Origin of the sequence: Bacillus sp. ISL-47 (genome assembly GCF_018613175.1) — a bacterium.
Taxonomy (GTDB): Bacteria; Bacillota; Bacilli; order Bacillales; family Cytobacillaceae; genus Cytobacillus.
This window is the reverse complement of record NZ_JAGGQS010000026.1, coordinates 96,021-102,020: the sequence shown is the minus strand read 5'-3', so window position 1 is coordinate 102,020 and position 6,000 is coordinate 96,021. Positions and strand designations below refer to the sequence as shown.

At 42.7% G+C, this 6,000-nt stretch carries 4 protein-coding genes; all 4 read right to left on the bottom strand.

Annotated features, from left to right (window positions below; translation table 11 throughout):
- Positions 1–97 precede the first annotated feature (97 nt).
- Positions 98–1,765 carry a ribonuclease J gene (locus tag J7I93_RS10510; RefSeq protein ID WP_214725816.1) on the bottom strand — a complete coding sequence of 556 codons (1,668 nt, stop codon included), beginning with the start codon at positions 1,763–1,765 and terminating at the stop codon, positions 98–100.
- 846 nt (positions 1,766–2,611) lie between these two features.
- Positions 2,612–3,478, bottom strand: coding sequence for a 4-hydroxy-tetrahydrodipicolinate synthase (gene dapA, locus J7I93_RS10505; RefSeq protein ID WP_214725815.1), 867 nt, complete (start codon positions 3,476–3,478; stop codon positions 2,612–2,614).
- Positions 3,479–3,654: 176 nt separating this feature from the next.
- The gene (gene dapG, locus J7I93_RS10500) at positions 3,655–4,896 is read right to left on the bottom strand and encodes an aspartate kinase (RefSeq protein WP_214725814.1); all 1,242 of its coding nucleotides are present in this window, start codon (positions 4,894–4,896) and stop codon (positions 3,655–3,657) included.
- A gap of 44 nt (positions 4,897–4,940) precedes the next feature.
- Positions 4,941–5,990, bottom strand: a complete 1,050-nt coding sequence (gene asd, locus J7I93_RS10495) for an aspartate-semialdehyde dehydrogenase (protein ID WP_214725813.1) — start codon at positions 5,988–5,990, stop codon at positions 4,941–4,943.
- Between the last annotated feature and the right edge of the window lie 10 nt (positions 5,991–6,000).

The following is a 6,000-nucleotide window of genomic DNA, read 5'->3' as shown; positions in this document are numbered from 1 at the left end:
CCAACAAATATTATAGAACCAGATTTAAAAGCAGAGCAGATAAATGTTACCTAAAAAGAAAAACAGCCCGGCACTTACCAGACTGTTTCTAAGGCGATTAACCTTCCATAAGGATTGGCAGGATCATCGGTCTCCGTTTTGTTTTTTCATAAAGATATTGATTCAGGCTGTCTCGCATATCCTGTTTTATACCCGACCAGTCAAATGCTTCTCTGACAAGATTTTGCTCGACCGCTTCTTTTACTATTTTGACTGCTTCTTCAAGCAGCTTCTCTGATTCCCTGACATACACGAACCCTCTTGTAATGATTTCAGGGCCAGCTGAGATTTTTTTCTCACGCTTTTTCAAGGTGACCACAACCAATAAAATTCCATCCTGTGAGAGGAGCTTCCGGTCTCTTAAAACGATATTTCCAACATCCCCTACTCCAATACCATCAATCAAAACATTGCCGGAAGGGATTTTTCCGCCAGTTAAAATTTTGCCGTTTTTGATTTCAGCTACATCCCCTTTATCCGGGATGAAGATTTGTTCATTGGTTAAACCGCACTCCTTAGCAACGCCTGCGTGTGCCTTCAGCATACGGTATTCACCATGTACCGGAATAAAAAATTTCGGACTCATAAGGTTGATCATGAATTTAAGCTCTTCCTGGCTTCCATGGCTGGAGGTATTAAACGTACCCTTTCCTGAAATCACTTCAGCACCGGCTCTGAATAGCATGTCAACTGTTTTAAAAATAAAGACTTCCGTTCCCCTTAACGGAGATGCGGCAAGCAGGACTGTATCCCCCTTTTTAATATTTACCTGTCTGTGGGACTGCTTTGCCATTTTTTGAAGAGCTTCAATCGGTTCCCCCTGAGAACCAGTCGTAAGTACAGCGATTTCATTATCCCGGTATTTTCCGATTTCCGAAACGGGAATAATTACGTCTTCCCCAACCTGCAGATATCCCAATTGAAGGGCTATATCATAAATTTTTTGAAGGCTTTTTCCAACAACCGCCACTTTTCTGCCGGTTTCCAGCGCAGCATCAAAAATATGCTGGATACGGATTAGGTCGGAAGCAAATGAAGCAGCAAATACCCTTCCTTTGGCAGCATAAAAGGCAGCTGTCATTTCTCTGGCAACTTTAGCTTCTGAGTTTGTATATCCTGGCTTTTCTGCTTCAGTGCTGTCGGATAGAAGGCATAGTACCCCCTCTTCGCCCAGACGCGCCATTTTTCCTATTTCAGGCTTATAAAGCGAGGCTGCTGCCTGATCGAACTTAAAATCGCCCGTATATACGATAGCACCCTCTGAAGTATGGATGGCAACTCCCACACTGTCCGGAATACTGTGGCTAGTCCTAAAAAAGGTAACTTCAGCCGAATCGAACTCAAGCTTTGAATCTGAATTTATTTCAATAAATTGGGCTTTACCTTTGTATTCCTGTTCCTTCAATTTTGCCTTTGCAAGGGCAAGCGTCAGCTTTGTTCCATAAACAGGAACATTTACCTTAGCCAATATATAAGAAAGGGCTCCGATATGATCCTCATGCCCATGTGTTAAAAAGATTCCCTGTACCCTTTCTTTATTTTGGACTAGATAAGTAATATCCGGGATTACAATATCAATTCCGAGCATTTCATTTTCAGGGAACATTAATCCCGCGTCGACAACGTAAATGTCTTCGTCTACCTCTGCTAAATACATATTTTTACCCAGTTCTCCGACTCCTCCAAGTGCTGTTAACTTGATGCTTTCATTCTGTCTCTTTTTCAATGTACGTTTCCTCCCATGCATGTTCAGCCGATCAAGATCAGTTATCATCATTATACTTGATGTCCTAAAACCATGACAACCAAATTTATACAAAGGGTAAGCGCTGCCAGGCTTAGAAATACTCAGTATCCTTTGGATATGATTTCACCCCTGATAACGGCAGCTTTTTGGAAGGTGCAGTTTTTATTACTTCACAAAAGCGGTTTATGTACTGGATTCTGTTCTCTGATTGAGATTTATTAGGGTAATAGAGCACTTATAAAGATGATTCTTTTCCATGGATGAAGAATATGGGCTTCATAGAGAGTTTATGAAGACGATCTTTCCATGACCAAGCGAAATTCTGGCGGCATCGAGCCTTTATGAAGACGATCTTTCCATGGGTAAGCGAAATTTGGGCCGCATAGTGCCTTCATGAAGACAATCTTTCCATGACCAAGCAAAATTTGGGCGGCATCGAGGCTTTATACAGACGATCTTTCCATGGGCAAGTGTAATTTGGGCTTCATAGTGGCTTCATGAAGACGATCTTTCCATGGACAGGCGAAATTTGGGCTGCATAGTGCCTTCATGAAGACAATCTTTCCATGACCAAGCGAAATTTGGGCCGCATCGAGGCTTTATACAGACGATCTTTCCATGGGTAAGTGTAATTTGGGCTTCATAGTGGCTTCATAGTGGCTTCATAAAGACGATCTTTCCATGGTAAGCGAAATTTGGGCCGCATAGTGCCTTCATAAAGACGATATTACCTAGCGCAAAAGGGAATGTTCTTCATAGTCCTGCTTTATAGAAGCAGAAAAAGCCAATCAGCTTAATATCTGATTGGCTTAACTCTTAATTTAATTATTTGAATAATGCAGTTATTGCATTTCGCTCTTGCTCAGTTAAAGGAACCATCGGCAGGCGGACAGATCCGACATCAAGTCCTTTGATTTGAAGCGCTGTTTTTACAGGCACTGGGCTTGGAGCATTGAAAAGCCCTTCCATAATCGGAAGAATCTGCTGGTGTATTTTTGCAGCCTTTTCATTATCACCGTTAAGATAGGCATTGACCATTTCCTGCATTTCGTTTCCGATTACATGAGAAGCAACAGATACAATTCCTGTTCCTCCAATTGCCATACATGGAAGAGTAAGGCCATCATCACCGCTATAAAGCAAGAAATCGTCATCAGTATTGGCAATGATTTTTGCCATTGCATTCAGATCACCGCTCGCTTCCTTCACTGCAACGATGTTTGGAATTTTAGAGAGGCGGATAATCGTCTCAGGCAGAATATTTACGGAAGAACGCCCAGGAATGTTATATACCATTAATGGAAGCTTCGTATTTTCTGCGATTGCCTTGAAGTGCTGATACAGCCCTTCCTGATTTGGCTTATTGTAATATGGCGCAACGATCATGATCGCATCTACACCAATTTGTTCTGCTTTTTTTGTTAATTCGATTGATTCATAGGTATTGTTGCTGCCAGTACCGGCAATAACGGGTACACGTTTGTCAGCCACCTTTACTGCGTGCTGGAACAGTGCCAGCTTTTCCTCTTTAGACAATGTTGGCGACTCACCGGTTGTTCCGGCTACAACGATTGAATCTGTACCGTTTTCGATAAGATGATTGATAAGCTGTGTCGTTTTAGGGAAATCAATATGTCCCTTATGATCGAACGGCGTTACCATTGCTGTGGATACTCGACCAAATAAAACCATTTTTACACTCCTTGCGGCTGTTCAAAAAGTACGGGGAAAAGCACCGGCCAAATCAGCTTATCGTGATAGCTGATCCGATGTTTATCATTTGACGAGGCGGCCTCTAACGGGCTGCATCAGCTTTCTTTACTGTACTTTTCACCCATCTTTATGAACTTTTATATTTTTTCAACAGATTAAATATCTGTTCTCTCATATTCTGTCAGATCTTGTTCAAGATGAAAAGCATCATGCAAGGCATTTACAGCTTTTGTAAGATCTGCTTGCTTAACCAAAACCCAGATGGTTGTATGGCTGTCTGCAGATTGCAGAATGCGGATGCCCCGCTCGGATAGGGCCGTAACAATTCTGGAAGCCACGCCAGGAACCCCCTGCATACCTGCTCCCACGACAGATACTTTAGCGCACTCTCTTTCCACCAGCGGATCATGGCCCAGGCTTTTTAGGATGCTAATGGCTTTGTCGGTCATTTCTTCAGTTACCGTATAATTTACACCATTAGGATATATGTTGATAAAGTCTACACTGATCCCCTGGTTTGCCATTGCCTTAAATACCTCTGATTGAAGATCATATTGGTCCTTTTTAGCAAGAACCTTAATCTGGGTTACATTGGAAAGGTGTGCTATTCCGGTAACAGACCGTTCCTTAATATCTGTACCTCGTCTATTTTTATTAAGAGTTGTGACAAGAGTTCCGGGACTGTCCGAATAAGTTGACCGGATCCGGATTGGAATCTTTGCCTGCATTGCAATTTCTACTGCGCGGGGGTGAATAACCTTCGCGCCCTGGTATGCCATGTTACAGACCTCAGTGTAGGTCACGACTGACAGCGGCCGTGCATTTTCTGCAATTCGCGGGTCAGCTGTCATAATGCCTTCTACATCTGTAAAAATATCAATCCACTCTGCATTTAGTGCCGCACCGAGTGCAGCTGCGGAGGTATCGCTGCCTCCCCTGCCGATTGTGGTAACATCACCGTTCTTCGAAGACCCCTGGAAGCCTGCCACGACGATTACATCATGATCTTCTAATTCTTTTAGAAGCCTGTCACATTTCATATCAATAATTTTTGCGTTTGTATGATCATTATTTGTCCTAAACCCTGCCTGCGCACCCGTTAAGGCTGCAGCATTAATGCTGTGCTCTTTGAGCATGTTTGAAAAAACGACACTCGAAATCACTTCACCGCAGGATAAAAGAAGGTCTGTTTCCCGCTTGCTAATCTTGCTGCTTCCTTCTACAAGGGAAAGCAAGGTATCTGTTGCATATGGGTCACCTTTTCTCCCCATTGCTGAAACGACAACTACAACCTTATATCCATCAGCCAGCGCTTTCTGAATATGCTTAAGCGCATGTTCACGGCTATCTGCATCGCGTACTGATGTGCCTCCATATTTTTGAACGATAATATTCATTAAAACACCTCTAACTTCTCTTTACATGAAGAGAAACTCGTTAACTACTTGACTAAACCAAGCTTAATTAAACTTTCGGCAATTTGCACGGAGTTCCATGCTGCCCCTTTTAGAAGATTATCAGAAACAACCCACATATGGAAGCCTTTATCCTCATCCAAGTCTTTGCGGATACGGCCGACGAATACATCATTTTTCCCAACACAATCAGCAGGCATCGGGTAGATCTGGTTTGCCGGATCATCCTGCAGGACAACTCCTGGTGCATTTTCGAGAAGGCTCTTTACTTCGTTCGCCGTAATATCATTTGAATTCACTTCAAAATAAAGTGACTCCGAATGGCCTGTTGCCACCGGAAGGCGCACGCATGTAGCTGCCACTTGCAGTTCCGGCATATGCATAATTTTCTTTGTTTCGTTAATCATTTTCATCTCTTCAAAAGTGTATCCATTATCCTGAAACTTATCAATTTGCGGAATCGCATTGAAAGCAATTTGATAGTGCTTTTTATCGCCTTTGACCGGAAGAATTGCCGGTTCAAACTCTTCATGATTAATAATTGCCTTTGTCTGCTCGTTAAGCTCATCTACAGCTGCTGCTCCTGAACCTGATACAGCCTGGTAAGTAGATACAATTACTTTTTTCAAACCGTACTTTTCCTTAACAGGCTGAAGGGCAACAACCATTTGGATGGTAGAACAGTTTGGATTCGCAATAATGCCATTATGCTTGTTAAGATCCTCTTCGTTAACCTCAGGAACAACAAGCGGCACATTTGGATCCATACGGAAAGCACTTGTATTATCTACCACAATTGCACCGTGTTCAACCGCATGGGGGGCAAGCTCTTGTGAGACGCTGCCTCCAGCACTGAATAATGCGATATCCACACCTTTAAAGCTTTCAGGCTTTGCTTCCTGAACGGTAAACTCCTGGCCTTTAAAAGTAACCTTCGAACCTGCAGAACGTGCTGATGATAAAAGAGTTAATTGTGAGATAGGAAAATCTCTGTTTTCAAGTGTTTGAATCATTTGCTGGCCAACTGCGCCAGTTGCACCTACTACTGCTACATGAAATCCTTTTTTCTGTTCCAATTTCCTTTTC